Annotated in this window: 26 protein-coding genes, 1 tRNA gene and 1 pseudogene; 16 read left to right on the forward strand and 12 right to left on the reverse strand. The window is 58.6% G+C overall.

Going from position 1 to position 23,685, the window contains the following annotated elements; translation table 11 throughout:
• Positions 1 to 70: 70 nt before the first annotated feature.
• The 3 genes from ACP7E3_RS14430 to ACP7E3_RS14440 all read right to left on the reverse strand — a co-directional run bounded on the left by ACP7E3_RS14430 (position 71) and on the right by ACP7E3_RS14440 (position 1,361).
• Positions 71 to 382, reverse strand: coding sequence for an AzlD domain-containing protein (locus ACP7E3_RS14430; protein WP_046383547.1), 312 nt, complete (start codon positions 380 to 382; stop codon positions 71 to 73).
• Complete coding sequence (locus ACP7E3_RS14435) at positions 379 to 1,074, reverse strand: AzlC family ABC transporter permease (protein WP_046383548.1); 696 nt, start codon at positions 1,072 to 1,074, stop codon at positions 379 to 381. Before ACP7E3_RS14435 ends, ACP7E3_RS14430 begins: the two co-directional genes overlap by 4 nt.
• 71 nt (positions 1,075 to 1,145) lie before the next feature.
• The gene (locus tag ACP7E3_RS14440; RefSeq protein ID WP_017846326.1) at positions 1,146 to 1,361 is read right to left on the reverse strand and encodes a hypothetical protein; all 216 of its coding nucleotides are present in this window, start codon (positions 1,359 to 1,361) and stop codon (positions 1,146 to 1,148) included.
• 177 nt (positions 1,362 to 1,538) lie between these two features.
• Here ACP7E3_RS14440 and ACP7E3_RS14445 point away from each other — a divergent pair, with 177 nt between their 5' ends.
• From ACP7E3_RS14445 to ACP7E3_RS14490, 10 genes are all read left to right on the forward strand, one after another.
• Complete coding sequence (locus ACP7E3_RS14445; RefSeq protein WP_046385300.1) at positions 1,539 to 1,895, forward strand: metalloregulator ArsR/SmtB family transcription factor; 357 nt, start codon at positions 1,539 to 1,541, stop codon at positions 1,893 to 1,895.
• Between the two features lie 19 nt (positions 1,896 to 1,914).
• A complete protein-coding gene (locus ACP7E3_RS14450) occupies positions 1,915 to 3,198 on the forward strand; it encodes an arsenic transporter (protein WP_079443896.1) in 1,284 nt (427 codons plus the stop codon).
• A 13-nt stretch (positions 3,199 to 3,211) separates the two neighbouring features.
• Positions 3,212 to 3,691, forward strand: coding sequence for an arsenate reductase ArsC (locus tag ACP7E3_RS14455; protein ID WP_046383550.1), 480 nt, complete (start codon positions 3,212 to 3,214; stop codon positions 3,689 to 3,691).
• A gap of 2 nt (positions 3,692 to 3,693) precedes the next feature.
• On the forward strand, positions 3,694 to 4,380 hold the full coding sequence (gene arsH, locus ACP7E3_RS14460) for an arsenical resistance protein ArsH (RefSeq protein ID WP_046383551.1): 687 nt from the start codon (positions 3,694 to 3,696) through the stop codon (positions 4,378 to 4,380).
• Positions 4,381 to 4,430: 50 nt separating this feature from the next.
• On the forward strand, positions 4,431 to 5,222 hold the full coding sequence (locus ACP7E3_RS14465; RefSeq protein ID WP_426123480.1) for a helix-turn-helix domain-containing protein: 792 nt from the start codon (positions 4,431 to 4,433) through the stop codon (positions 5,220 to 5,222).
• Positions 5,223 to 5,296: 74 nt separating this feature from the next.
• Entirely contained in the window at positions 5,297 to 5,908 is a 612-nt protein-coding gene (locus ACP7E3_RS14470; RefSeq protein WP_301556162.1) for a LysE family transporter, read from the forward strand.
• An 847-nt stretch (positions 5,909 to 6,755) separates the two neighbouring features.
• Positions 6,756 to 9,470 carry a magnesium-translocating P-type ATPase gene (mgtA, locus tag ACP7E3_RS14475; RefSeq protein WP_426123483.1) on the forward strand — a complete coding sequence of 905 codons (2,715 nt, stop codon included), beginning with the start codon at positions 6,756 to 6,758 and terminating at the stop codon, positions 9,468 to 9,470.
• Positions 9,471 to 9,535: 65 nt separating this feature from the next.
• Positions 9,536 to 9,883, forward strand: a complete 348-nt coding sequence (locus ACP7E3_RS14480) for a DUF2493 domain-containing protein (RefSeq protein ID WP_046383555.1) — start codon at positions 9,536 to 9,538, stop codon at positions 9,881 to 9,883.
• An 18-nt stretch (positions 9,884 to 9,901) separates the two neighbouring features.
• Positions 9,902 to 10,693 carry a hypothetical protein gene (locus tag ACP7E3_RS14485; RefSeq protein ID WP_046383556.1) on the forward strand — a complete coding sequence of 264 codons (792 nt, stop codon included), beginning with the start codon at positions 9,902 to 9,904 and terminating at the stop codon, positions 10,691 to 10,693.
• A 106-nt stretch (positions 10,694 to 10,799) separates the two neighbouring features.
• Entirely contained in the window at positions 10,800 to 11,327 is a 528-nt protein-coding gene (locus tag ACP7E3_RS14490) for a DinB family protein (RefSeq protein ID WP_046383557.1), read from the forward strand.
• Positions 11,328 to 11,329: 2 nt separating this feature from the next.
• Here the strand turns inward: ACP7E3_RS14490 and ACP7E3_RS14495 are convergent, their stop codons facing one another.
• Positions 11,330 to 11,788 (reverse strand): GFA family protein, encoded by a 459-nt coding sequence (locus ACP7E3_RS14495; RefSeq protein WP_046383558.1) that lies wholly within the window; start codon positions 11,786 to 11,788, stop codon positions 11,330 to 11,332.
• 196 nt (positions 11,789 to 11,984) lie between these two features.
• On the opposite strand from ACP7E3_RS14495, the gene ACP7E3_RS14500 reads away from it, so the two are divergent.
• A complete protein-coding gene (locus tag ACP7E3_RS14500) occupies positions 11,985 to 12,266 on the forward strand; it encodes a hypothetical protein (protein WP_046383559.1) in 282 nt (93 codons plus the stop codon).
• A gap of 56 nt (positions 12,267 to 12,322) precedes the next feature.
• Here the strand turns inward: ACP7E3_RS14500 and ACP7E3_RS14505 are convergent, their stop codons facing one another.
• The gene (locus ACP7E3_RS14505) at positions 12,323 to 12,514 is read right to left on the reverse strand and encodes a DUF2188 domain-containing protein (protein WP_079443901.1); all 192 of its coding nucleotides are present in this window, start codon (positions 12,512 to 12,514) and stop codon (positions 12,323 to 12,325) included.
• Between the two features lie 336 nt (positions 12,515 to 12,850).
• Between ACP7E3_RS14505 and ACP7E3_RS14510 the strand changes: the two genes are divergently transcribed.
• Positions 12,851 to 12,937, forward strand: a tRNA-Leu gene (locus ACP7E3_RS14510).
• A gap of 120 nt (positions 12,938 to 13,057) precedes the next feature.
• Here ACP7E3_RS14510 and ACP7E3_RS14515 read toward each other — a convergent pair.
• Positions 13,058 to 13,150 (reverse strand): annotated as a pseudogene (locus ACP7E3_RS14515) (lysis protein); the annotation flags it as partial.
• Between the two features lie 1,057 nt (positions 13,151 to 14,207).
• On the reverse strand, positions 14,208 to 14,549 hold the full coding sequence (locus tag ACP7E3_RS14520) for a hypothetical protein (RefSeq protein ID WP_046385301.1): 342 nt from the start codon (positions 14,547 to 14,549) through the stop codon (positions 14,208 to 14,210).
• A gap of 132 nt (positions 14,550 to 14,681) precedes the next feature.
• Here ACP7E3_RS14520 and ACP7E3_RS14525 point away from each other — a divergent pair, with 132 nt between their 5' ends.
• On the forward strand, positions 14,682 to 14,978 hold the full coding sequence (locus tag ACP7E3_RS14525; RefSeq protein ID WP_372812598.1) for a hypothetical protein: 297 nt from the start codon (positions 14,682 to 14,684) through the stop codon (positions 14,976 to 14,978).
• Positions 14,979 to 15,024: 46 nt separating this feature from the next.
• Here ACP7E3_RS14525 and ACP7E3_RS14530 read toward each other — a convergent pair whose 3' ends face one another.
• Entirely contained in the window at positions 15,025 to 16,566 is a 1,542-nt protein-coding gene (locus ACP7E3_RS14530) for a DUF6622 family protein (RefSeq protein ID WP_426123487.1), read from the reverse strand.
• 717 nt (positions 16,567 to 17,283) lie between these two features.
• Between ACP7E3_RS14530 and ACP7E3_RS14535 the strand changes: the two genes are divergently transcribed.
• Positions 17,284 to 18,216, forward strand: coding sequence for a cation diffusion facilitator family transporter (locus ACP7E3_RS14535; RefSeq protein ID WP_046383563.1), 933 nt, complete (start codon positions 17,284 to 17,286; stop codon positions 18,214 to 18,216).
• Between the two features lie 795 nt (positions 18,217 to 19,011).
• On the opposite strand, the gene ACP7E3_RS14540 is transcribed toward ACP7E3_RS14535, so the two are convergent.
• Positions 19,012 to 19,410 carry a hypothetical protein gene (locus ACP7E3_RS14540; protein ID WP_169865381.1) on the reverse strand — a complete coding sequence of 133 codons (399 nt, stop codon included), beginning with the start codon at positions 19,408 to 19,410 and terminating at the stop codon, positions 19,012 to 19,014.
• On the opposite strand from ACP7E3_RS14540, the gene ACP7E3_RS14545 reads away from it, so the two are divergent.
• Positions 19,297 to 19,533: a DUF2790 domain-containing protein gene (locus ACP7E3_RS14545; RefSeq protein WP_169850573.1), complete on the forward strand. Its 237-nt coding sequence runs from the start codon at positions 19,297 to 19,299 to the stop codon at positions 19,531 to 19,533. The genes ACP7E3_RS14540 and ACP7E3_RS14545 overlap by 114 nt on opposite strands.
• Before the next feature lie 259 nt (positions 19,534 to 19,792).
• On the opposite strand, the gene ACP7E3_RS14550 is transcribed toward ACP7E3_RS14545, so the two are convergent.
• Positions 19,793 to 20,056 carry a hypothetical protein gene (locus ACP7E3_RS14550; protein ID WP_126589485.1) on the reverse strand — a complete coding sequence of 88 codons (264 nt, stop codon included), beginning with the start codon at positions 20,054 to 20,056 and terminating at the stop codon, positions 19,793 to 19,795.
• A 655-nt stretch (positions 20,057 to 20,711) separates the two neighbouring features.
• Between ACP7E3_RS14550 and ACP7E3_RS14555 the strand changes: the two genes are divergently transcribed.
• Positions 20,712 to 20,954, forward strand: coding sequence for a Pathogenicity locus (locus ACP7E3_RS14555; protein WP_046383567.1), 243 nt, complete (start codon positions 20,712 to 20,714; stop codon positions 20,952 to 20,954).
• 45 nt (positions 20,955 to 20,999) lie between these two features.
• Here ACP7E3_RS14555 and ACP7E3_RS14560 read toward each other — a convergent pair whose 3' ends face one another.
• Entirely contained in the window at positions 21,000 to 21,458 is a 459-nt protein-coding gene (locus tag ACP7E3_RS14560) for a hypothetical protein (protein ID WP_426123490.1), read from the reverse strand.
• A 113-nt stretch (positions 21,459 to 21,571) separates the two neighbouring features.
• Positions 21,572 to 23,638 (reverse strand): maltose alpha-D-glucosyltransferase, encoded by a 2,067-nt coding sequence (treS, locus tag ACP7E3_RS14565; RefSeq protein ID WP_108524193.1) that lies wholly within the window; start codon positions 23,636 to 23,638, stop codon positions 21,572 to 21,574.
• Positions 23,639 to 23,685 lie beyond the last annotated feature (47 nt).

Consider the following 23,685-nt stretch of genomic DNA (forward strand, 5'->3'; position numbering starts at 1 on the left):
TAATGGCCGGGCTCATTTTTAGAAGTCTCCTTCAGCCCGCCCTCCCGCGGGCTTTTTTTCGCCGGTGTGTTTAGAACCACCAGCGAAACAGGTAGAACAACGCCATGCTCAACAGCACGGTGAGCAGCACATTGCGCGTCCAGACCATCAGCGCCACCGCGCAGATCCCGGCCAGCAGGTAGGGGTTGGCCGGGCTCAGGTTGAGCCGGTGGTCGGCAAAGAAAATGATCGGCCCGCAAATCGCCGTGAGCATGCCCGGTACCGCGAACCCGAGAAACTCCCGCGCACCGCGGGTGAGCCGCACGGGCAGGCGCGGTTCGATAAACAGGTAGCGGTTAAAAAATACGATCAAGCCCATTGCAACAATCATCACAAAAATCATGCCTGCCCGACTCCCAGTCGTTTGCAGGCATACCCTGCACTCATGCCCAACACACCCGATACCACCACGGCCGACTCCCACTGCAGGAAGCTCAAGCCGACCGAGCACAACAGCGCCACCGCCACGCACACCACGGTGGGCACATCGCGCACCACGGGCGTGATCAACGCGATAAAGGTCGCAACAATCGAGAACTCCAGGCCCAGGTGTTCGAGCCCTGGAATGCTCTTGCCCAGGACAATGCCGGCGAGGGTGAACAGGTTCCAGGCGATATAGAACGTCAGGCCAACACCCAGCGCGTACCAGCGATTGAAGGTTTCGCGGTCGTACTGGCTGACCAGGGCGAAGAACTCATCGGTCATCAGGAAACCCAGGCTCATGCGCCAGCGCGGTTTTAGCACGGACAATGTGGGGCGCAGGTGCATGCCGTACAGCAGATGTTGTGAGGTCAGCAGCAAAGTCGTGAGCAAGATGGAGATCAGGCTGGCGCCGCTCTTGACCATGCCGATGGCCACCAGTTGCGCGGCACCGGCAAACACGATGGCGGAAAGCCCCTGGGCTTCGAGCGGGGAAAAGTGCGCTTCGATGGCCATTGAGCCAGCCAGCAAGCCCCAGGGCGCGCACGCCAGGGACAACGGAATGACAGCAATCGCGCCACGGGCGAAGGCGTAGTGAGGTAAAGCAGTAGGCATGGGAACCGCTCATCGACAGACAGTCGACAAGCATGCCAGCGCAATATGCAGGTTGTCTTGAACGATCTTGCTCAGGCGAGCCTTACCGACACCAGTTCAACCGAGTCCCGCGCTTCGCGCAGTTCATAGGCGTCCTGGTTGAGACGGTGGATGGTATTGAGCAAGCGCTGGCGCAGCACTTCATCGCCGAGTTTTTCGACGGCACGCATCAGATCGAACGCCGCGGTTTCGTTATTTTCCGCGACGGAATCGAGGGTCTTGCGCAGATTGCGAGTGGCACGGGTCACGCGTGGTATTCCTTCATCAGCTATGGGCAGGCACTTTAGGACATTTGTGTTTCATTTTAATTTCAATCACTTGTGGCGTGTTTCCAGACATTTGATCCATATCAATTGAAACAGGATTTGACTGAAACATATGGAAATACGTATATTCAGATATACCTATACGAGCAGGCCTTGACCGTGTCAGTCCCTTTCTCACCTCCAACCCTATTCAAATGCCTGGCCGATGCCACTCGCGTGCGAATGACCTTGCTGATCCTGCGCGAAGGCGAACTTTGCGTGTGCGAACTGATCCATGCACTTGACGACAGCCAGCCGAAAATCTCCCGCCACCTCGCGCAACTGCGCAACAGCGGGTTGCTGCTGGATCGTCGCCAAGGGCAATGGATCTACTACCGCATCAATCCGGCACTGCCCGACTGGGTGACTCACGTGCTGGACACCACCCTGCAAGCCAACCAGCCATGGTTGCAAAACGACGCGCTGCGTCTTGATGCAATGGGCGACAGACCACAACGAGCCAGCACCTGCTGTTGAGCCACCGGAGCGTTTATTCATGCTTGTCGCAATTGCGATTTTTATCTTCACCATCATCCTGGTCATCTGGCAGCCCAAAGGCCTGGGTGTCGGCTGGAGCGCGACCATGGGCGCGATCCTCGCACTGGCCTGCGGCGTGATCAGCCTGGCGGACATCCCGGTGGTGTGGCACATCATCTGGAATGCCACCGGCACCTTTGTCGCGCTGATCGTCATCAGCCTGTTGCTGGACGAGGCCGGGTTCTTTGCCTGGGCTGCGCTGCATGTGGCCCGTTGGGGCCGTGGTCGCGGCCGGCGGTTGTTTGCCTACATGGTGCTGCTGGGCGCGTTGGTGTCGGCGCTGTTTGCCAATGACGGCGCGGCACTGATCCTCACGCCGATTGTGATGTCGATGCTGCTGGCGTTGCGTTTTTCTCCGGCGGCGACCCTGGCTTTCGTCATGGGCGCGGGGTTTATCGCCGACACGGCGAGCCTGCCGCTGGTGGTGTCGAACCTGGTGAACATTGTCTCGGCGGACTATTTCAAGATCGGCTTCAATGAATACGCAGCGGTGATGGTGCCGGTGAACCTGGTCAGCGTCGCCGCCACCCTGGCGGTGCTGTTGTGGTTTTTCCGCCGCGATATTCCGCAGACCTACGACCCGGCCGACCTGGCGGACCCGGCCAGCGCCATTCACGACCACGCGACTTTTCGCGCCGGCTGGTGGGTGCTGGGTATCCTGCTGATCGGCTGCTTTGCCCTGGAACCGTTGGGGATTCCCATCAGCGCGATCTCTGCGGTGTGCGCGGTGTTGCTGCTGGTGATCGCCGCCAAAGGCCACAAGATTTCCACGCGCAAAGTGCTCAAGGAAGCGCCCTGGCAGATCGTGATCTTTTCCCTGGGCATGTACCTGGTGGTCTACGGGCTGCGCAACGCCGGGCTGACCACTTACCTGGCGACCTGGCTCGACACCTTCGCCACCTATGGCGTATGGGGCGCGGCGATGGGCACCGGGGTGCTGACGGCATTGTTGTCTTCGGCAATGAACAACCTGCCGACCGTGTTGATCGGTGCGCTGTCCATCGAATCCAGCCATGCCGCGGGCGTGGTCAAGGACGCGATGATCTACGCCAACGTGATCGGCAGCGACCTCGGCCCGAAAATCACCCCCATCGGCAGCCTGGCCACCCTGCTGTGGCTGCATATCCTGGCGCGCAAAGGCATCACCATCACCTGGGGTTACTACTTCAAGGTCGGCATCGTCCTGACCTTGCCGGTGTTGCTGGTCACTCTCGCCGCCCTCGCCTTGCGTCTTAGCCTCTGAAGGACATACGCCAATGAAAGTCTTGTTCATGTGTACCGCCAACAGCTGCCGGAGCATTTTGTCCGAAGCGATGTTCAACCACCTGGCGCCAGAAGGGTTTGAGGCGGTCAGCTCCGGCAGCTTCCCCAAGGGCCAGGTGCTGCCCCGCAGCCTGAGCACCTTGCAGGCGGCGGGCATCCGCACACAGGGCTTGTACAGCAAGGGCAACGACGCCTTTGAAGGCAGCCCGCCGGATGTGGTGATCACGGTGTGCGACAAGGCCGCCGGTGAAGCCTGCCCAGTGTATTTCGGCCCGGCGCTGAAGGCGCACTGGGGGTTGGCAGACCCTTCGGATGTCGACGGCGACGAGGCGAGCATCCAAGCCGCATTCGACGCCACGCTGCGCACCATCGCCACACGCTGCCGGGCGTTTTTCGCGCTGCCCTTTGCCGACCTCAACCCTGGCGAACTGAAAGCCGAACTCGAGCGCATTGCGCTGTTGCAGGCGGAGTAACCATGAGTACCCTGCCCAATCTGGACGCGTCGTTAATCACCTCCGGCCCGCTCGATTCGAGTCGGCCGCCGCGCATTCTGCTGCTCTACGGCTCAACCCGCGAACGCTCGTTCAGCCGCCTGCTGGTGGAAGAGGCCGCGCGCCTCTTGCAGCACTTCGGCGCACAAACGCGCATTTTCGACCCGAGCGGCTTGCCATTACCCGATGATGCCCCGCGTGAGCATCCGAAGGTGCAGGAGCTGTTGGAACTGATGCAATGGTCGGAAGGCCAGGTCTGGTGTTCCCCTGAACGACACGGTTCGATGTCGGCGGTGTTCAAAGCGCAAATCGACTGGGTGCCGTTGTCCTTGGGCGCGGTCCGCCCGACCCAGGGCAAAACCCTGGCGGTGATGCAAGTGTGCGGCGGTTCCCAGTCCTTCAACACGGTCAACCAACTGCGCGTACTCGGGCGTTGGATGCGTATGTTCACCATCCCCAATCAATCCTCGGTGCCCAAGGCGTTCATGGAGTTCGATGATCAGGACCGCATGAAACCCTCGGCGCTCTATGATCGCGTTGTCGACGTGATGGAGGAACTGGTGAAGTTCACCGTGCTGCTGCGTGATCGTCCGGATTTGGTCGACCGCTACTCGGAGCGCAGGGAAAGCGCCGAAGAACTGTCGCAACGGGTCAATCAACGGTCGATCTGAGCCTGGCTGACGGCGTATGCTCACGTCCATCCCATGACTGAGCCGACCCCATGAGCACCCTGCAACACGCCTGGCTGGGCGACTACGAAATCAACAGCGTCCACTGCTCCGGCCTGACCTTTGCCCGCCACAGCCACGACGAATGCGTGATCGGCGTGAACCTGGTGGGCGAAGAAAACGTGTGGCTGGACCGCCGTGAATTCGTGGCTGGGCCAGGCGCCATCACCTTGTACAACCCCGGGCAGATTCAGGGCGGTGGTGCAGCGGAAGGCACGCCGTGGCAGTTTGTCAGCCTGTACGTCAGCGCCGAGCAATTGGCCGCCGACCTGGGGTTGGCGCATGTCGAATTCGATCGATCGTTGTGTTTCCAGCCGGATCTGGCGCGGCGCCTGGCGGTTGTGGCAAAAGGCGCATCGAGCGGCGACGTTCTGGTCCGCGAGCTGAACGAAGACGCCCTGGTTGTGCTGCTGGGAGAAGTGGTCCGCCTCAGCGGCGTGCGCTTGCCCGGCAACGCGGCAGCCGGCAAAAGCCTGATCGGCCGCGCCCAGGAATTGCTCGCCGCACAGTTGCATCAATCGCTGCCCCTGGACCACCTCGGCGAGGCGCTGGGGTTGTCCAAGTTCCACCTGCTGCGCACCTTTCAAAAAGAGACCGGGCTCAGCCCTCGCCAATGGGCCATGCAATTGCGCACGCGCCGCGCCAAAGGCCTGTTGCGCAGTGGGATGGCGGCCGGCGAGGTCGCCCATCAGCTCGGTTTTGCCGACCAAAGCCACCTCAACCGACATTTCCGCGCCGCCTATGGCCTCACGCCTGGCCGCTATCAGAGTGTGGCGAAACGCTGAACAGCACAATCTGGTCCAAGACAACGCGTGCGTGCGCCAGCACACTGCCCGCCATCACTTGATGGAGCATAGGGATGCTGGCGATCTTCTTTTACGCACTGGTATTCGGTTTTGTGTTTTGCCTGTCCCCCGGCGCTGTGCTGGCGGAGACCTTGCGCCGTGGTTTGCAACACGGTTTCACCCCGGCGTTGCTGGTGCAGGTCGGTTCGCTGGTCGGCGATGCGGTGTGGGCCGTGATCGGCCTGACCGGCATCGCGCTGTTGATCCAGCATGACGCCGTGCGCGTGCCGCTGACCCTCCTCTGCGCGCTCTACCTCGCCTGGCTCGGCGTGCGCAGCCTGCTCGACGCCTGGCGTTTGCCCGCAGCCGACAGCGCACCGGCCGGCTCCGGCACGAATGCGCTGGCGGTGGGCGCAGCCATTTCGCTGGCCAACCCGAAGAACATTGTGTACTGGGGGGCGCTGGGCAGTGCGTTGTCGGGCATCGTCGGGGCTACGCCCAGCCACGCGCAGACGCTGATGTTTTTCGGCGGTTTCATGCTGGCCTCGGTGCTGTCGTGTTTTCTGACGGCCGCACTGGTCAATCTGCTGCGCAAGAACGCCTCGCCGACCTGGCAACGCATCAGTTACGCGGCATGCGGTGTAGTCTTGATCTATCTCGCCGTTCTCGCCGCGCAAGGCATATGAAGTTATATATGCCCGGTAACTTGTGAATATGTTTTATCTGAATAGACTCTGAACACTTGGCATTTTAATTAATCATGCGTTGACATTCCGCAACTGGCTGAGTAGATTGCCCCTGCCCGCAACTGGGGCCTTTTTTAAACCTCACAAAAGAAGCCAATGGACACAGTATCTAGTCGCTGTCCGAGCACCGCGTTGGCGGGCATCGGGCGCCCAACCCAGAAGATGACAGGACTTGCCTCTCCGGTCCGGTAAGCTGCGCTAGAGCTTGTGCTCCACCGTAACTGCCTCGCCGGTCGCCCGTCCGGTCCCGAGGTGTGTTATGACCTTCCAAACCTTTGTTGTAAAAGATGTACGAACGCTGGCCGCGACCCTGCGGGCCAAGCTGTGCCGAGCGCCCGCAGGCGTTTGTGTTGCCCGCCCGGCCTTTGCCGTACCCTCCCCTCGAATGCGCCCGGCCCATCCGCTGGCGCGCTGGCGTGCCTGCCCGACGACTGGCCGACTGCAGCAGCATTGGGCTCACGCCGCCCCTCAAGACCCACAGAGACGTAACGTTTCCAACCTGGCTGAAGCCCGCCTGATGCCCGCTCTTTACCTGGGCACTCGCGCCGCTTGACCGCTTGGAAACAGCAACTTTCTGATCAATACCCTGGAGTTCTTTTATGAACCTTTCCAGTAGTAGCCCGCTGCGCGCGCAGTAACTAACGCGCACTTAGCGGGCCCATTGAAAGTTATTCAACACCTTATTTGAACCGATCGCGAAGTCCGCGGCTCGGCATGCTTTCGCTCGCCTGTCATCAGGTCAGTACCGGGTATGTTTTGTCGAGAACTGGCGACAGGAGTACACACCATGAGCGCCGTTAAAAAACCGCCACAGCCCAACAAAAACCGCACCGACGCCGACGCTCGGCTATCAATGCGGGCCGCCCGCGAAGCCCATAACGGCCTGTCGGCCACCCTGGCCAATGTGCGAGCCACTCTGGATGGCCTGACCGAGTTGGATGCCACTGCACGCCTGCAACAGCAAGGCCATAACGAAGTCGCCCATGACAAGCCGCCTCACGCATTCATCCAGTTCCTGCAGGCGCTGAACAATCCGTTTATCTATGTGCTGCTGACGCTGGGCGCGATCAGCTTCGTCACCGATTACTGGTTGCCGTTGCAGGCCGGTGAAGAAGTCGACCTGACCAAAGTCATCATCATCATGACCATGGTCCTGCTCAGCAGCCTGCTGCGGTTCTGGCAGGAGCACCGTTCGGCCAAATCCGCCGAAACGCTCAAAGCCATGGTCCGCACCACCGCCACCGTACTACGCCGCGAACAGGTCGGCGCCCAGCCAACCCTGCGCGAAGTGCCGATGCGCGAACTGGTGGCCGGCGATATCGTGCAACTGTCGGCCGGCGACATGATCCCGGCCGACATCCGCCTGATCGAATCGCGTGACTTGTTCATCAGCCAGGCGGTGCTGACCGGCGAAGCCTTGCCCGTGGAAAAATACGACACGCTGGGGGACGTGACGCAAAAGTCCGCCAGTACCCTTGCCGCCGACCAGGGCAACTTGCTCGACCTGCCGAACATCTGCTTCATGGGCACCAACGTGGTCAGCGGCCGCGCCAAAGCCGTGGTGGTGGCCACCGGACCGCGCACCTACTTCGGCTCGCTGGCCAAGGCGATTGTCGGCTCCCGGGCGCAGACCGCGTTTGATCGCGGCGTGAACAGCGTCAGCTGGCTGCTGATCCGCTTCATGCTGGTGATGGTGCCGATCGTGTTCTTCCTCAACGGCTTCTCCAAGGGTGACTGGGGCGATGCCTTCCTGTTTGCCCTGGCGGTCGCCGTCGGCCTGACCCCGGAAATGCTGCCGATGATTGTCAGCGCTAACCTGGCCAAGGGCGCCACCGCCATGGCCAAGCGCAAAGTGGTGGTCAAGCGCCTCAACGCGATCCAGAACTTCGGCTCGATGGACGTGCTGTGTACCGACAAGACCGGCACCCTGACCCAGGACAAGATCATCCTCGAGCACCACGTCAACGCCTTTGGCCAGCGTGACGACGCGGTGCTGTCGCTGGCCTGGCTCAACAGCTATCACCAAAGCGGCATGAAGAACCTGATGGACCAGGCCGTGGTGCAGTTCTCGGCACAAAACCCCAAGTTCCAGGCGCCGTTTGCCTACAGCAAGGTCGATGAATTGCCGTTCGACTTTGTACGCCGTCGCCTGTCGATTGTGGTCAAGGACGCCGCCGGCGACCATCTGCTGGTGTGCAAGGGTGCCGTGGAAGAGATGCTGAGCATTGCCACCCATGTGATCGAAGCCGGCGCCGCGGTGCCGCTGGATCAGCGGCGTCGCGAGGCGTTGCTGGCGATTGCCAATGACTACAACGAAGACGGCTTTCGCGTGTTGGTGGTGGCCACCCGCAATATCCCGAACGCGTTGGCGCGCCGGCAGTACACCACCGCCGATGAGCGCAACCTGGTGATCCAGGGGTTCCTGACCTTCCTTGATCCACCGAAGGAAACCGCAGGCCCGGCGATTGCGGCGCTGCAACAGATCGGCGTAGCGGTAAAAGTGCTGACCGGCGACGACGCCGTGGTCACCAGCAAGATCTGCCGCCAGGTCGGCCTCGACCCAGGCCAGCCGCTGCTCGGCGTGGACATCGAAGCAATGGACGATGCGACCCTGCAGCGCCGCGTGGAAGAGCGCACGGTGTTTGCCAAGCTGACACCGCTGCAGAAGTCGCGGGTGCTCAAGGCCCTGCAAGCCAACGGCCACACTGTCGGTTTCCTCGGTGACGGTATCAACGATGCGCCGGCGCTGCGCGATGCCGACGTGGGGATCTCGGTGGACAGCGGCACCGACATCGCCAAGGAATCGGCCGACATCATCCTGCTGGAAAAGAGCCTGATGGTGCTGGAAGAAGGCGTGCTCAAGGGCCGCGAAACCTTCGGCAATATCATGAAGTACCTGAACATGACCGCCAGCTCCAACTTCGGCAACGTGTTCTCGGTGCTGGTGGCCAGTGCGTTCATTCCGTTCATGCCGATGCTGGCGATCCACCTGCTGCTGCAGAACCTGATGTACGACATCTCCCAACTGGCCTTGCCGTGGGACAAGATGGACAAGGAATACCTGGCCAAGCCACGCAAGTGGGACGCGAAGAACATCGGCCGCTTCATGCTGTGGATCGGGCCAACCTCGTCGATCTTCGACATCACCACCTTTGCGCTGATGTGGTACGTGTTCGCCGCCAACAGCGTGGAGATGCAGACCCTGTTCCAGTCCGGCTGGTTCATCGAGGGCCTGCTCTCGCAAACCCTGGTGGTGCATATGCTGCGCACCCGCAAGATCCCGTTCTTCCAGAGCACCGCGGCATGGCCGGTGTTGCTGATGACCGGTGTGGTGATCGCCCTGGGGATCTATGTGCCGTTCTCGCCGCTCGGCACCCTGGTGGGCCTGCAACCGCTGCCGCTGGCTTACTTCCCATGGCTGGCAGGCACCTTGCTCAGCTACTGCTGCGTGGCTCAACTGATGAAGACGATCTACATCCGCCGCTTCAAGCAGTGGTACTGATCACTCCCGCCGTTCAGACGGTGGCGGTCGCTCGGCTGCCACCGTGCATTACAAGGATTTCAAGCATGCGCGTGTTGATCTGTGCAGGTCGTCATTACGCCGACACCCAACGTTCCCGCCACGTGCTGGACGCTTACCACCGCCTGCGCCCGGTGCAGGTATTGATCCACGGCGGCAACCAGTTCCTCGGCAGCGAGATCGAGGAGTGGGCGCGGGAAATCGGCATCGACGTGGTGCGTTATCCGCCCAATTGGCAACGCCATGGCAAGCAGGCGGAACGCCAGCGCAACCATTTCATGCTGACCGACAGCCGCCCTGATGTGGTCATCGCCCTGCCCGGTGGCGATGACACGTCAGAGCTGGTCTGTCAGGCCAAAGCCAGCGGCATTTCGGTGCTGACCGTAGAAAGCTGAATTCAAGCGAGGCACAACATGTACAAAAAACACCGCCAACCCTCTGAAAGGGTTACCCGCTATCGAGGCGCTCGCCATACCCTCTTGTTGTTACCGCCAGCCAAACGGCGGGCGTTACGGCGCAACCTGATGTTTATCGGGCTTACACTCAGCGTCGTCCTGCTCATCAGCTTACTCTCGAAGGCCTTCGCGGCAGGGGGCGCTTATGCAGTCGACGACGGCGCGATCAATACGCCGGGCGAATGCAACGTCGACGCCTGGTACAGCGCCCACCGACACGACGGCGGCACGCACAATGAGACACTGTCGCCTGCCTGCACCTTCGAGGCCCTGCCCGCCGTGCAATGGGGCGCGGCATTGTCACGGGCCAACCGCGAGACGCAAGTGAGCCCGCAAGTGAAGGCGCAGGTAATGTCACGTCAGGACCTGCGCCTGGAGATAGCCGTGTCCGCCAGCGCCCACGTTGCCCTGGACCGGCGACATGCGTTTGATGGCGCGGACTTCAACGTGCCGTTGACGTGGCAACCGCTGGAGCCCCTGCGACTGAACCTGAATGCCGGCTGGACCCACGCGTATGATGACGGCGAGCAAAACCAGCGTCTCACATGGGGCGCCGGCGCCGAATATCGGGTAGCGCACTCGTTGACGCTGATTGTCGAGCGCTACGGCCAAAAAGGCGCTGAGCAGGCCTGGCAAGCGGGGCCACGGTTCCACCTTGGGCCGTTGATCGACGTCGACGTGGTGGTTGGGCGCAGCCTGGTCGCTGAACGCGCGCAATGGTTGACCACCGGCGCCACGTTGCGTTTCTAGGCGTCACGCCTTCGTAGGGGTGGCGTCCTCTGGCGGAACCCGATGACCGCGGGGTGGGCACGCCTTATGATGGCGCCATCGCGCCGCCCAGACAGAGAGAAAGCCCGTGAACCGTATCGAACAGATCGCCCTGATGGCGACCTACAACCAGTGGATGAACCGTAAAGTCTACGACGCGGCCGCGAAGCTGACGGACGCCGAACTACGGATGGACCGCCGCGCATTTTTCGGCTCGATCCTCGGCACGCTGAACCACCTGACACTGGGCGACACCGTGTGGCTCAAACGCTTTGCCCAGCACCCCGCCAGCCATGCGGCGCTGGCACCGTTAAGCGGCATTGCCGCCCCCACCGATCTCAAGCAACTGGCCTTCGCCGACCTGCACGAACTGGCCACCCACCGCACCTGGCTGGATCGACTGATCATCGACTGGGCGCAAAGCCTGCGCGAGCCTGACCTCGACCTGCGCCTGCATTACCACAACATGCGCGGGGTCGCGGCAGACAAGCCGTTCTTCGGCCTGCTGGTGCATTTTTTCAATCATCAGACCCACCACCGGGGCCAGCTGACGACACTGCTGACCCAGGCCGGACACGATGTGGGCGATACCGACCTGCTCGCGCTGATCGACTGAACTCAGCGGGCGCTGAACTCGGCGTAAGCCTGCAACAAACGCGGAAAATCCTCCGGCCCGGGCAATTGTGCAAAGTGCTCGACCGCCGGCGTCGTGGCCCAAGGCAATTTCTCGCTGGTCCAGGTTTCCATGAACGGCGGATAATCCTCGGCATTCTCCAGCATCGTCGCACGCACATTGACGAACTCATCGATGCCATGGGGCCGTGTAAACAGCCAGCTCATGCAATGGGGGCAAAAGTAATGGCGGTCCACGCCATGGATGCCGCCGATCACCGGGCAACCCTGGGTCACGGTGAACGCGCTGGCGGGAATCAGCGCACTGAGGGAGAACGCGCTGGCGGTCATCTTCTGACAACCGGTGCAATGGCAAGCCATGGTGATCACGGGGGGCTGGCTCACACTGAAGCGCACGCGGTTACAACGGCAACTGCCTTCACGTGGCAGGTTTTCGACGCTCATCACTCACTCCTTTTTATGACTGGACTTGAGGCAGAGTAACGTCGAGCCTTGCTGTTGAGAAGGGCCAGGCCCGTAAACCGAACGCTGCGACCAGCGCGGGGTCGTAATTGTAGGTGTCGGGATCAATCGCAGCCCGCCCTCCCCGCGTGCATTGTGGATCTGCAGATGCGCGTACCCCCAAGAAGGAGACGCTTACATGGTCATTCACTTCAAAGTCGCCGGGCACTTAGCCTGCGGCCATCACGGCAGCAGCCTCCCCTCCAGCGCCGAGCTGAACCGCGTCAAATGCCGAACCTGCCGCAACACCGAGGCCTACAAGGAAGCGCGCCGCACCCAGCGCAACGCCGCACGCCGAGCTTCGCGCGCAGCCAAGACCCACACCTCCAGTGACTGGCGCAGCGCCTGGGCGCAACACTTGACCGACCTGCCAGGGTTGCAGCGCCTGCCACGCGGCTTCAGTGGTCAGCCCTTCGTGTAGTCCCAAACAGCAGAAGCCCCGGTTGCGCCGGGGCTTGGTTCTGCTGAATCAATCACTCAGTCATCATTGGACCCCGGCCTGCCACGCGCCTTGCGCACCGACAGCGTGGCCGCATAGGCCAGCGCCTGCTCGCGGGAATCGAAGGACGCCAACCGGTCCTGAGCCGTACACACCCGCCACGGCCCGAAATTGACCTGCACGATGTCATACCCATTCAGATGCAGCTTCTTGAGTGTTGGAGCGCTCATAGTCACCTCGCTTTTCCTGAGATTTCCAAGCGTTGCACGGCCTACCTTACACCTGCATCCAGCGCCGTTGCGGACCGCATGTCGCAGCGGCTTATGCCCAAGGCCGCCACTGCTGAGTCGTCCACTCTGAAGCAGCGTGACGGCGTATTGCCGCACCTGTCATTTATGAGGCGTATTCGCCGGCCCTGGGAATCTTCGGCTTGTGCTCAAAAGCCGATGTAGATCACTGATCTATCGAGCTTTTTCATCCCGGTGTTTGTGCAAGAAAGGCAACTTCCGACCTTGCGCCCTGACGCCCGGATCTATATATTCCCAACCCTGCTGCACCGCGCTGCCGCCCGAATGGCGAAACTGGTAGACGCATGGGACTTAAAATCCCCCGCTCGTAAGGGCGTGCCGGTTCGATTCCGGCTTCGGGCACCATAGATATCAAGGGCTTGCATGATGAACTTCATGCGAGCCCTTATCTTTTTTGCTCCGCAATTTTCAGACCTGTTCCGCAACTCTCCATTCCCCGGCGTCCTGCCGACCGAACACCAACGCCTATTTTGAAACACTCCTCACATACGCCGGGCACGCCCGCAGCGCGATCAATCCTTGATCGCCGTCACCGGTGATGGCGAGAATTCGTTGAGCACTCGGTGACGGACGGTCCGGGCCACGGCGATCTGTCCGTCCAGACCTGCACCACGGACCTCACGCCAAAGGGGGGCGCGCCAAGATATCCCGGTCTTTTCCGGTTGCAGTCATACTTTTCTCCCTACGAAAAAACCCCGCACAACGGCGGAGATTAGAGGTGAACAGCAGCTTGGTTTACGTGGGCGCGCGGTGCAGTACCAAGATGAATATTGGCAATACAGCTATTGCGACAACGAGTTCCCGCACCGTTATTATTTGACAGCCTCTAGATGGGGCACATCGCTATCATCTGCGCCAAATTACGCATAGCAGAAGGAACGCGTTAATCGTGTTGAGACCCGCCAAAACTACCAATCGCCACGGATGGGTTTGGGTCTACAGAAAAATCAGACACCTTGGATTCTCACGTTTTACTGCTTTTTACAGGGTCAGCCTCTATGTTCTACGAGGAGATACCGGAACTTTCAGGTTCAAGTATGGCTGGCAAAAATTCCGCTTCCGCCGTTAATTACGGATGGCGCCGGGCTTAAAGGTTCACGCCCGACACGTGCCCTCATGCGAACTTAAAATCCCCCGCCCGTAAGGGCGTGACGGTTCGATTCCGGCTTCGGGTACCATGGATATCAAGGGCGTGCATGATGAACTTCATGCAGGCCCTTAATGTTTGCGCTCCGCAATTTTAGGCCTTGCTCCGCAACTCCCCTCTCCCTGCGTCCTGCCGACCAAACACAACCCCCTCATTGACGCATCGACTCGCAACTCCGCTCTCCGGTCGGCGTGCTTGAGCGCATTGATGACCTAGACGCTTGGTCACGCTGGCGAAGGCATAATGCCCCGCCTACCCACCGCTTGCCGTAGCAGAGCGGTACCGGGTTACCAGATGCAGTGGTGTTCTTGAGGCCGCAGGCCTAGGGGCTGAGCATCCAGCGCAATCTTCCACACAGCACATGAACGATGCCCGACACACCGTTATCAATATCCGTATGTCGTTCCCTCGTTGGTTTGGCAAGACTGTAGCCCAAGGTATGCTGCCGGACCAAAAAGCCGTGGCTGATCAGCGCTGATTGATTTCAATCTTCTGTGTGGGATCGGGGCTGTATTTTTGGCGCGTCAACTGCGGATCACCCTTGGCCAGACAGAAGAAGTAAATCTCAGCCTCACCGCAACCGCCGTGTAATGCACATTCACTGGCCTGCATGTGATCAAGCAGGATTTCTCGGCCTTGGGACTCGCAGAATGTGTTCGCCTCTTTGAGCGCCTGCCCCTTCGCGGACGCAGGTCCGCCAAAAGGTACCCGGGTTGAAATCGTGTACGTATCAGGCCCGACCTTCATCGGCCCACTGTCCGCACAGCCCGCGAGAATTAGCGCAGACAAAACCGTCAGCCAAGCTTTCATTGTGGTCCTCCCCAGGAAAGTGTCGACTGTACCCCGCGCCTGACCAGGCATCCAGCGTGGACGGAATGCCAGTAACCGACAATGCTCTCAGCGTAGTAGCGTTGTGCCTATCTGAAATGCCAAGGAACGGTAATGCCACATCGCCTCACGAAGTTGAAAGTTGCACTCAATCAGACACCAAACGACTCTTACGAGCAGTTTCAGCTTCTGAGAGATGGTCTCCTAGCGTCCCTGGTGGATTGGCCTGTACAGAAATGGGATGTAGCTGATGAGCATTTACCAACAAACCAATGCGCCTCTCAAAACTCAAGAGACTGGCTCAACGCATTGACAATTGTACTGGGCCAAGAGCTCCCTGCTAACAAGTTAGAAGCGACTCCTGAGCGGCTGAAAAGTATCTTGATGTTGACGCCGATGATTTCAATTTAAAACAAGAGGTCGCCGAGCAGAATGCTCTCAACCCTCACGCGCAAGGCTACGAACGAGATGCTTGCCAACACCGTCGGGCCCGGCACGCGAAATAGCCACTCCAAGCTCCCAACCCGCCGGCCACCAACATCTGCAGCGGCCATTGATCGAGCGGTTGGAACTGCAGCGCACGGGCCACGCCTAACAGATAGCGCGTGATGAAAATCCCCAGGATTACCAACAGCGGCACCCAGCTCCCAAGCACTATCAGTCGAGCCGAACTGTCATCCCACTTCACGAAACCGCCATCCATTATCCGCGAAGCGATCATGCAGACGGCGACAAGCCCCACGAGCCAACACCCAATTGCGGCGATCCAATACCGGGTGTACTGAAAAACTCCCAACAGGGACAACATGAGCATGCCAATGGGCAACAGCAAGGCGAGGCTGAATCGCACCCGTCGTGTGCGTGTTTGCATCAGCCCCAACGCGCAGAGCACAAAAAACAAACCGAAGACCCATCGCGGCGTGTAGCTGAGGATTTCCATCACAGTCAGTTGCGCAACCTTGGCATTGGCAGTCGCGGGCGTTGTCGGTTGTCCGGATAGCGGGATTTCGTCATCAGGCGCAATGAACGCAACGAGCGTGGACAACAAGCGCTCATGCACCGCTTGGCGATCCACACCAGCCTTGTCCACACAGAGCGGAACGTCATTGACCTTGGCGTCATGATGGCAAACGGAGAGAAAAACAAAGTGCCCCTCGCCGCCTTCCAACAACAATGTTTTTACGTAAGGAATCGCGGCCGCATAACGGGCACCCTGACTGTTCCAAGGCAAAAAATCATCGTGGAGAGCCCCCACCACCAGCGCTGGAACTCGCGAGCCCGCCATGGATTGCTCAAGTAATGCTGGCCCTAGGGCAGGGTCAAGCAGAACGATTTTCCTGACCCTAGAGTCGCGATAGTTACCGTTGAACAATGAGATAAATGAACTTGGCGCGCGCTTGATGTCGTGGGCGTAAGAACACGAACGGTCGCCCTCTGCTTGCCCGGTACCGCAATACTGCGCGAACGCCTGAAGGTCAAAGCGTGCTCCCACCAGCAATGCAGCCGTCTGGCCACCGGCGGAGTGGCCAATGACGATGGCATCGTCCCAGGAGACTTGTTTTTGAAAGGGGCTCAGCTTTTTCAGCGCATCCAATACGCGCGACACATCCAGGGCCCTCTCCCACACCATACCGGTCGCTCGGAAGGTCTGTGTCTGCTCCCCGTAGACCCGGGACTCACCGAAATGATTGAGACCTATGACGATATATCCCTTGGCTGCCAAGCCGTCACCGATCCAGGCGTAATCGTCTGACGCACCCATACTGCCATGTGAAACGACGATGACCTTGTGAGTAACCGCTGACTCATCAAGGCACAGCCCCGACGTTTCTGGGGAACATACGCCTTCGGGATACCAGATAGCCACGCGTATTGGCCGCGCTGCATCTGGTGCGCCGAGATCCATCACGACGTCTCGAACCTGACCGTTGCATACCATCGACAACAGTGACAGTACAGAAACAGCCAGCAGATATAGCCACCGCGTCAGCATATCCATCCTTGATATCAAAAACGCTGTCAGCTCTAACCGGTAAAGCAAGCGCAGGCTTAGTACTCGATTGAGGTGCGTGACATATTTTGCCCATCGTCTCGTTACGAAATGACGATGCAAATCTTACCGTCACCAATCACCGGAGGATGACCGAGGCGCTTTGCTCCCCGCAACTCCCCCTCTCCCCCGGCTTCCTGCCGAATCTACTACCATGCTGCTTACTCTACGCAGGCACACCGAGGCAAAACTCAGACCCGCGATCCTCCTCACCCCCTAAAAAATCGCCGCTAACCAGTTCGTCCTTGGACTTTGTAGCGCAAGATTCTGAACTTACCGCCCAATACATCTATTACAAACAAATACCCCACGACAATCACATTATTCTTCCGTGCATTTTTCTTGCGCCTGACCGCTTCGGCTCGAGAGATGAAACCCACCCCGCCGCACCGGCCCACCTGTTCTTTAGTGAAGTTGAGAGTCATCCCTATTTGACTCACAAACTCTGCAGCCAGGTGGAAAACTTAGTTACGCGAAGTATTAGCATTTACATCATTACACTCAGACCTAAATACCGATAAATAGGCACTTTTATAACTCATCGCACCTTGCTTTAATTGAGGTAGACGCCTTACCCTCCAACCCCGATAAAAAGCGCAACCAGTACTAAGTAGTGGCGCGTCTTGCCGCGCGAGACGAGTATCAATTTCAATTAGAGAAATACACATGAATCATCAACAGATCTCTGAACAATCTGAAGACGAGGGATATAGTCAAGTCGCCCGCGCGGCGGCAGCCTCGCGATGCACTTGGATGAGCGTCATCGTCAATATCGCGCTGTCGTGCACACAGATTGTCGTAGGCGTGATGTCAAAATCCCAGGGGCTTGTAGCCGATGGTATTCACTCGCTATCAGACTTGATCGCCGATTTCGTAGTGCTGTTCGCCAGCCACAAAAGCAAGGAGGATGCCGACGAAGGTCACCCCTATGGGCATCTGCGTTTCGAGACCGCCGCATCCATGGTATTGGGCATACTGTTGTTGATCGTGGGCGTGGGCATGATCGGTTCTGCAGTGTTCAAGCTTGAAACCCCTGAATCGATTCCAACGGTACACATTGCGGCCTTATGGGTTGCCATCGCAGCGCTGGTGGCCAAAGAGCTGCTGTTTCGCTTTATGCTGCGGGTGGCCAAAAAAGTTAAGTCTAGTCTGTTGGTTGCCAATGCCTGGCACGCAAGGTCCGACGCCGCCTCCTCCTTGGTTGTCGGCATAGGTATTGTGGGCAATCTGGCGGGCTACCCGATTCTTGACCCGATTGCTGCGCTGGTTGTTGGAGGCATGATCGCCAAGATGGGTTGGAGTTTCACTTGGGATTCATTGCACGACCTGATGGACCGATCGGCTGATGAGCAGGAAGTCGAAACTATCCGCAATACGCTTAAAAATACCCCCGGCATTAAAGGTGTACATGATCTACGCACTCGAAAAATGGGGGACATGATCATCGTCGACGCTCACATCGAAGTGGATGCCTCAATTACCGTTGAGGAAGGTCATGCCATTGCAGTTTGCGCAAGGGAAAATGTGATGCAGATTCATCGTGTTTTGAATCTTATGACGCATGTAGATCCCTGGCACCGCCCCGACCTTGATCATTAACCTGGTGCGACGCCGGCAACACGATCCGCCGACAGGGATAGTGCAAAAGCAACTCGCCAAGCATCACAGACATATCACGAAATTTTCACATAACACTTGAATGCCCAAGTACCGAAACAAACTTAAGTCTGCGAAATACTCTCAATTATTTTTATTCATGAGCGCTTTAACTAGAACGCTTAAATATTGAAATAACATGCCGATAGCATTAACTCAAACCACCGTCACTTAAGGGGATTCACATGGCATCGGCAATCACTGGGTCGACACAGATCGCGCAACCGCAACCCGTAGCAATCAAACCTCAAGTCCGGCCAGCCATGCCGGCGGACAGCGACGGCGATCATGACGGTAGCACTGCAAGCAAAGTCGAACAGCCCAAAGCAACTTCAGGATCGGTAGGTACACGAGTCAACACGACTGCGTAACGGTCAGCTGACCCAAGAGGAGGGACAACCCCCTCTGCGTCTTTGAAGGTTTTCCATTTGGCCCGTGCGCGGGCCTTTTTTGTGAGCCAACGCATGGCTCAACCAATCCGTGAGCCAGGTGTTTATCGATCAACCCGGCCACCTCTGACGGGTGGGTAAAGCCCTGGCGGTTGGCCTGTCTATTTCGGCCGCTGCACGAGCTAGCAGATCATCCGTGCTGGCGACTGAACGGGTTGGCGGCACATCGCCAAAGCCTGGCCATCCGAGATGAAACTTCTGAGCCTTAATGCTGAGACACTCGGTTTTGAGATTCGTACTACCCCCAACCCCATGCTTTCTCACGGCACTAAACAAGCGCAAGTTCGCGTCATCGACAGGAGCAGAACCGAGTGTATTGGCTGGGGTGGCTACCAGGGGCGCCGGAGTGAATTATTACTTTTTCAACAACAATGCTTTCCAGTCTTTGGGATTTATCAAAATCGCCATAGGCATAAACTAGACCCAGCTTCCAAACAAAGCGACGAAGCGCGAATCCATAGGGTCCAAGCAAACCACCCACCCGCGCCTCGTAGAGCCTTCGGCCATAGCCAATCCGACTGAAGACGTAAATCGTTTGCATCGTTGGGACACTGAAAAAATGAAACTGTTTAAAATGTTGATTGCTGCTTCTTTTGTAATGCTGGGTAGCCAGATGGCGTTTGCCGATGAGCCTGCCGTTGAGCAATACAGCTACAGCTCGCACCTCGACATCGCCAAAGTGGTTCACATGGACTCCATCCCTGACAATGTCTGTGCCGTAGTCCCTGTCCAGATGACCTACCTGGACCACCAAGGTCACGAACACGTCATGCAATACAGTGTCATGGCTAACGGTTGCTCCAACAGCTAACAGAGTCCCGACAAAGCCTGCCTGATGGCAGGCTTGTTAAAACGCCCCACTGGGGCAAGCTGGGGGAAGTTCCCAGCACTATTTCCCGCCCTCTGCATCGGTGATGCAGACTAACCCCGCCCAGTGCGGGGTTTTTTATGCGCCGACAAAACCAAGCCAAACCCAAGGAGCGCCAACTGCTGAAGCGGCGCTGCTCGATGAAAAGGCCTGGAACACGTCCAGGCCTTTTTCGAGTCGAACAACACTCGATTGCGTTCTATCAGCCAGATTGATCGGGTGTCACGTCATCCCGAGGTTGAGCCTGCTCTAAGTTACGGTCTCCGGTATCCTCCAACGCCATCCGCCTATTCGATACGACGGTATCCAAGTTGTTGACATGGATCGCCTTGTTCCACCTGACTGAACTTACATCGTATTTAGCGGCAAGTGCTTTGACCTGCACCAAACAAACTAACGGCGAAGTCTCTTCACGGCTGCCGCCTTCGGCAATAATTGCAAATTTCCACGCATCAAGATCCATCATCTGTTGGGCTCTGACGCGTCGGACCTTCTTGTGGTCGCTCTTTATATAATGTATCTCGTAATCTGCCTGCATAAGTACCTGGCATTGTCTTTGATTATCACTCTTGCGTTGAATGTGCCGCGACGGAGCCCCTCAGCTTTTGAAGTGACAATCAAGCCAGTGGTCCAGCTCAGAGGCGGAATGGCGTTCGCGCGCGGGCACGTGGGCCAGGCTTTCCGCGACTCGGAGTCTATTTTCCGGGCTCGTGTCATAGCCTCTGGTTATTAAGAAGATCTCAATATACTCGAATGGACTAATGACTTTATTGTCGCCCACGAGAACCGCTTTTACATTGGCTTTTTCGTGAAACTGGTTTTTATACGTATATTCCAATTGGCTCACCTTTTTAAGAGGGAATTTATTTCCCTACTTCAAATATGATCCTGTTTTTTCGGATTGACTTCAAAGTCAGCTATTTTATTTTTTAATGGTGAGTGATTTAACAGTCAAAAATGTAACGTTCTTTATATGGCTCTTCAGCGCACAAAAACAGGAGTCCCGCGTGGCGCTGTCGTCGATAGTCGGGAAGTTCGATATACCCAATCAACAACGACCTATTGAGGCACTCTCCAGTATCCGGCACACTCCCGCGACTCTTGGAAAAAGGAATTCACCGATGCCATTCTCATTGGAAGAAAGAACAGCGTTGCTCGCACTCAAGGGGGTAGGCCCCACGGTGATTACCCGGCTTGAACAGATGGGCATTGAATCGCTGGACACACTCAGCCAATCCAACGTGGGGGACATCCTCGCCCAAGCCTCCGCGGCATTGGGCTCGACGTGCTGGAAGAACAGCCCACAAGCGCGCGCGGCCATCACTGCGGCCGTGGCGCTTGCAAGACGCAACCCGCAGCGGTAGACGCGTTCAATCGCCTCCCGCAGGGGTTGCTTGCTGACTACCGGTCTAGCGTGGCTTCATCGCAGACAGCACGATTGATTCAACGAGACGCCGAGCAGCGACAAACTTGTGTTCGCTTGGCGTACTCCACTCGTTGTAGAGCACCGGGCCTTTGTCACTCACCCAGACATCGCCATCTTTCAGAATGCGGAACGCCCAGATTTCTGGCCACGCCTCTCTCCCCTGCTCGTCCAGCGTGTGCTTGCGAAGCACCACACGACCAAAGGTGCCGCTGCCCTCATTGGCATAGAGCAGATTCGCTCTGATCAGGCCGAAATGGCCTTCAAGCTGGAAGTAACCTTCTGGCGGAACGGTAAAGCTCACGCCAAAACGGCTGTGCGTAGATGTGAAGAGTTCAGAAAGACGCGTTCGCAGGCCTTCAGTGTACTTGGCGACTTGCTCGATATCCTGGACGACATATCCGATACCGTTCAGCGACTCTTCAGCATATGCATCAAACAACATGGTCGGGTTTCCTTTATGGCTGGATGAGCGTCGTGTCGGGTTGCCCTCAACCCGTGTGCCAACCTGCACCCAACCAGTTTGGCGGCTCGGTGCCGGTCATCACTTGATCTGCGCTAAAGCATCGGCGAACTGCTGACCACCCGCAACGCCAACCCTTCATACGCGTCCAGGGTAATGGTGAACGCCCCTTCGGCCGTCAGATCGCCCTCGACCCGTTCATTGATGATGTCCACCACCGGCCCCGGCGCGATATTGGGCAGGTGCAGGGTTTCGGTGATCGGCGTGCTGCCGAAGTTCAACGCGGTGATTTGTGTGCCTTTACCGGCCGGCAGTTCGTGGACCATGACCAACAAGCCAGGATGTTCGACGTCCGGCACCAGGATCTGGCGACTGGCCGCGATGTCATAGGCACGGCGCACAGCGAGGATTTTCTGCAACTGGGAGGCGAACGAGTCCGGGTCCTGCAATTGGCGGTTGAGGCTGCCGTACAGGGTTTTCGAACGCGGCATCTGCCCCGCCGAAAGCTCGGCCTGCGGGTTCAGGTCCACCAGGTCGTAGGCGCCGCGGTGTATCCAGCGGGTATCGCCATCGGCCATCAGGTGCGCGACGTCATCCGCCGCCAACGGCAATGCCCCGACCAGGTCCCAGCCGGACAAGGCGAACACGCCGGGCTGCATGGCGTTGTACATCACCAGGAGCAAATGGATCTGGCGAATCTGCTCGACATCGGCCGGCGTGATCGTCGCAAGGTCACGAATGCCGAGGGCTGCCGTGATGATGCTGGCGGTGGTGCAGGACACGCCATTGGTGACGAACTTGAGGTTGTACGGCGCATGTTCGCCGGCCAGGCGCTCGTACATCTGCTCGCGGATATGCTCGCGCAGGATGTTGCCGGGAAATGTCTGACCCTGGTAGAGGAAACTGTCATGGGCATGCAGGGTCCAGAAATGCACGAGTTCCAGGGTCAGTTCGTCATGGTTTTGCAAGGCATGGATCAGCGAGCCGGGGTCGATGCCGAGGTTGTGCATCTGGCGCAGCATCAGGCGCAGAAACTCGGTGTCGCCCATCAGCAACGCATGCTGATAGGCCGGACGCGTGATGAAGTCGTAGGAGAGATCAGCACCGCCGTGGGACATCGACGCGATGTCGTCCAGCGTCAGGTTCAGTTCCTGGAAGCTGAAACCGCCAGCCTTGCGAATCGCGCCGCCAAGCAATTGATTACCGGTGATCGACAGCGGATGGCTTTCCGACCAGGCCGTGCCGTCGAGCTTGCGCTCCACACCGAGGAAACCGTTGGCATCCAGGCGCAGGATCTTGGCGCCCATCACATCGATCGCGTGCAGCGCATCGCCAATGATCATCTGCTGCGCGGCGAAGGATGGATCGAGCCAGTTAAGCGACGGCTGGCCCTCCTTGAAGTAATGCAGGTAGACCCAGCGCCGCGGCTTGCCATCGACGCCGATGACCACCGGCGTGGTGCTCCAGTCGGTTTCCTTCACGCCAGGCTCGAAGAAAATCACCCGCTGCAACTGGCCGACGATGTAGTGTTTATCGCGCAGCGCGTCCACCTGCAGCGGGCTGAGGTTCTGGGCATCGCGCCCGTCGGCGACCTCCGGCAGCAACGGCCAGTCTTCCTCGCGGATTTCCACCATGTGGTAGAGCCCCGGGTAGTCCTCGTAGGCCATCTCGGCCAGGCGGAAATCCGCGCCCTTGCCGGTGTGCGAGGGGATCACATCGTCGATGATCACCGCATTGTGAGCCGCCGCCATGCGTGTCAGCGCCTGCAACTGCGCCTCGGTGCCCAACTGCGGGTCGATGTCGAAGCTGATGCGATCGAAATTGCCATCGATGGTCGGCGTGTGTTCCGTCCCGGCCAAGCCGCCGGACTTTTTCAGCGGACCGTTGTGAATACCCTGGATACCGATCTTCGACAAGGCATGCCACAGCGCCTCATCGCCCAGCGCTTCGAGCACCGTGCCGTTTTCACGGGTGACAATCGACGCCGGGTACGCGGTGAACCACACCGACGACAAGGCCGAAGCGTCACGCGGCCGGGTATGTGCATACGGCTGTTGCCACAGGCGCCCTTGCCCCGAATAGAGCTTGGCGCGCTGGCGCGCCGCGTGCAGCATCGACTGTTGCACCAGCCAGTTCACATGATCGTTGTCAGCCGCCGTCATAAGCCCATTACCTGTCGTCGTGAAAAGGTTACTCGTAAGCATAGGAG

Source organism: Pseudomonas sp. PSPC2-3 (genome assembly GCF_049898265.1).
Lineage (GTDB): Bacteria > Pseudomonadota > Gammaproteobacteria > Pseudomonadales > Pseudomonadaceae > Aquipseudomonas > Aquipseudomonas veronii.

Bases quoted from the DNA above. Each gene is read 5' to 3' on its own strand.
- ACP7E3_RS14450 (WP_079443896.1), top strand. From the start codon at position 1,915: ATGCTTGTCGCAATTGCGATTTTTATCTTCACCATCATCCTGGTCATC.
- ACP7E3_RS14550 (WP_126589485.1), bottom strand. From the start codon at position 20,056: ATGATGGATCTTGATGCGTGGAAATTTGCAATTATTGCCGAAGGCGGC.
- ACP7E3_RS14560 (WP_426123490.1), bottom strand. From the start codon at position 21,458: ATGTTGTTTGATGCATATGCTGAAGAGTCGCTGAACGGTATCGGATAT.
- ACP7E3_RS14530 (WP_426123487.1), bottom strand. From the start codon at position 16,566: ATGGATATGCTGACGCGGTGGCTATATCTGCTGGCTGTTTCTGTACTG.
- ACP7E3_RS14455 (WP_046383550.1), top strand. From the start codon at position 3,212: ATGAAAGTCTTGTTCATGTGTACCGCCAACAGCTGCCGGAGCATTTTG.
- ACP7E3_RS14495 (WP_046383558.1), bottom strand. From the start codon at position 11,788: ATGAGCGTCGAAAACCTGCCACGTGAAGGCAGTTGCCGTTGTAACCGC.
- arsH (WP_046383551.1), top strand. From the start codon at position 3,694: ATGAGTACCCTGCCCAATCTGGACGCGTCGTTAATCACCTCCGGCCCG.
- ACP7E3_RS14435 (WP_046383548.1), bottom strand. From the start codon at position 1,074: ATGCCTACTGCTTTACCTCACTACGCCTTCGCCCGTGGCGCGATTGCT.
- ACP7E3_RS14470 (WP_301556162.1), top strand. From the start codon at position 5,297: ATGCTGGCGATCTTCTTTTACGCACTGGTATTCGGTTTTGTGTTTTGC.
- ACP7E3_RS14505 (WP_079443901.1), bottom strand. From the start codon at position 12,514: ATGAGCGCTCCAACACTCAAGAAGCTGCATCTGAATGGGTATGACATC.
- ACP7E3_RS14520 (WP_046385301.1), bottom strand. From the start codon at position 14,549: ATGAAAGCTTGGCTGACGGTTTTGTCTGCGCTAATTCTCGCGGGCTGT.
- mgtA (WP_426123483.1), top strand. From the start codon at position 6,756: ATGAGCGCCGTTAAAAAACCGCCACAGCCCAACAAAAACCGCACCGAC.
- ACP7E3_RS14430 (WP_046383547.1), bottom strand. From the start codon at position 382: ATGATTTTTGTGATGATTGTTGCAATGGGCTTGATCGTATTTTTTAAC.
- treS (WP_108524193.1), bottom strand. From the start codon at position 23,638: ATGACGGCGGCTGACAACGATCATGTGAACTGGCTGGTGCAACAGTCG.
- ACP7E3_RS14485 (WP_046383556.1), top strand. From the start codon at position 9,902: ATGTACAAAAAACACCGCCAACCCTCTGAAAGGGTTACCCGCTATCGA.
- ACP7E3_RS14500 (WP_046383559.1), top strand. From the start codon at position 11,985: ATGGTCATTCACTTCAAAGTCGCCGGGCACTTAGCCTGCGGCCATCAC.
- ACP7E3_RS14480 (WP_046383555.1), top strand. From the start codon at position 9,536: ATGCGCGTGTTGATCTGTGCAGGTCGTCATTACGCCGACACCCAACGT.
- ACP7E3_RS14465 (WP_426123480.1), top strand. From the start codon at position 4,431: ATGAGCACCCTGCAACACGCCTGGCTGGGCGACTACGAAATCAACAGC.
- ACP7E3_RS14555 (WP_046383567.1), top strand. From the start codon at position 20,712: ATGCCATTCTCATTGGAAGAAAGAACAGCGTTGCTCGCACTCAAGGGG.
- ACP7E3_RS14545 (WP_169850573.1), top strand. From the start codon at position 19,297: ATGTTGATTGCTGCTTCTTTTGTAATGCTGGGTAGCCAGATGGCGTTT.
- ACP7E3_RS14525 (WP_372812598.1), top strand. From the start codon at position 14,682: ATGCCACATCGCCTCACGAAGTTGAAAGTTGCACTCAATCAGACACCA.
- ACP7E3_RS14535 (WP_046383563.1), top strand. From the start codon at position 17,284: ATGAATCATCAACAGATCTCTGAACAATCTGAAGACGAGGGATATAGT.